Consider the following 1,532-nt stretch of genomic DNA (forward strand, 5'->3'; position numbering starts at 1 on the left):
CGAATTACGATTTAGCTACCGCTGATTTTTACCTTCGCCGTGAAGCATGGATCGCTGCCATTAACCGTAGCCAAGAGCTTCAAAAATCATTCCCTGATACAGAAGCAGCTCGCAAATCGTTAGAAATTCAGCTGGAAGCCTACAAGCAGCTGCAACTAGAAGATGCCGTTGCAAGAACAGAAGCGCTCATTAAGCTAAATCCTGTCAAATAAACGCCTACCGCCACAGCTCAAACTGTGGCGGTTTTGTTTTCTACCACCAATTCCTTCTCTTTGAACAATCTTGATGATTTTTTGAGCGCAACTTATGCTTAGAGTTCTACTCCACCATTTAACTGGACGTGAACGTGACCATATCTAAGTTTTGGGCAATGCTGTTCTTTCTGTTGTCGGCGTCCGTTTACGCTTTGGAAATCTCACCATTAAAACAGCCTCCGTACACGGGTGACTTAGATGTCATCAAGGAGAAAAACGTATTGCGCGTTTTAGTCTCTGCCGATTTAGGCTTCTACTATATCGAAGGAGGAACACCAAAAGGGATTGGCGCAGAGCTGCTGGCTCACTTTGAAAAAGATTTACGCAAAATCAAACCCAAACTGAACGTACAAATCATCCCTCTAGCGCGAGACCAATTGCTCCCTTCTCTCGAAAACGGCTCTGGTGATTTAGTGGTGGCAAACTTGACGATCACCGATGCCCGAAAACAAAAAGTCGACTTCAGTACCCCAATCTTATCCGGCATCGAAGAGTGGGTGATCACCAACAAAAATACTCCAACCATCACTAAACTTGAGCAGTTGAGCGGTAAGGAGATTTGGGTACGTGCCAGTTCCAGCTACTTTGAAAGCATTCAAGCCGTCAACAAAACACTGAACAAGAAAGGCTTACCGCCGATTATCGTGCACTTCATCGAAGAGACTCTGCAAGACTACGAACTCGTCGGCATGCTCAACAATGGCTATATCAAAGCCATTGTTTTAGATAGCCACAAAGCCAAACTTTGGCTCAATGCGATGGATGACATCAAAGCGCATAAGAAAGTCCCTCTTCGCAAAAACGGCAACATCGCTTGGGTAATGCGACAAAACAGTCCTCAACTCAAAGCAGTGGTGAACAAATTCATCCAAAAATCTCGCTCAGGCACACTCCTTGGAAACGTCATATATAGCAAATACATCGACAATACCAATTGGCTCAATAAGGCACTTAACCCTAAGAAAATTGCCCAGCTAGAAAAACTGTCGGCGCTGTTTTCGCGCTACGGGGAGAAATATGACTTGGATTATTTGCTGATTGCGGCGGTTGCGTATAAAGAGTCCGGATTTAATAACAACTTAGTCGGCACAAGAGGCGCAGTGGGCATAATGCAAGTCTTACCGAGCACAGCGCGCGATCCAAACATCAACATCAAAAATGTTCGACAACTCGAAAACAACATCCACGCAGGAGTGAAATACCTAGCGTTTTTACGTCGGCAGTACTTTGGCGATAAGGCCATAACGGCTGAGAACAAAATTTACTTTACCTTGGCGG

The 1,532-nt window shown here is 45.0% G+C and carries 2 protein-coding genes; both read left to right on the forward strand.

Annotated features, from left to right (window positions below; translation table 11 throughout):
• A partial coding sequence (bamD, locus tag R8N28_RS24465) for an outer membrane protein assembly factor BamD (RefSeq protein WP_318183577.1) occupies positions 1–212 on the forward strand: 212 nt, incomplete at its 5' end.
• A 134-nt stretch (positions 213–346) separates the two neighbouring features.
• The coding region (locus tag R8N28_RS24470) for a lytic transglycosylase F (protein ID WP_318183578.1) at positions 347–1,532 on the forward strand (1,186 nt) is incomplete at its 3' end.

This window comes from Vibrio sp. Vb1554 (genome assembly GCF_033344235.1).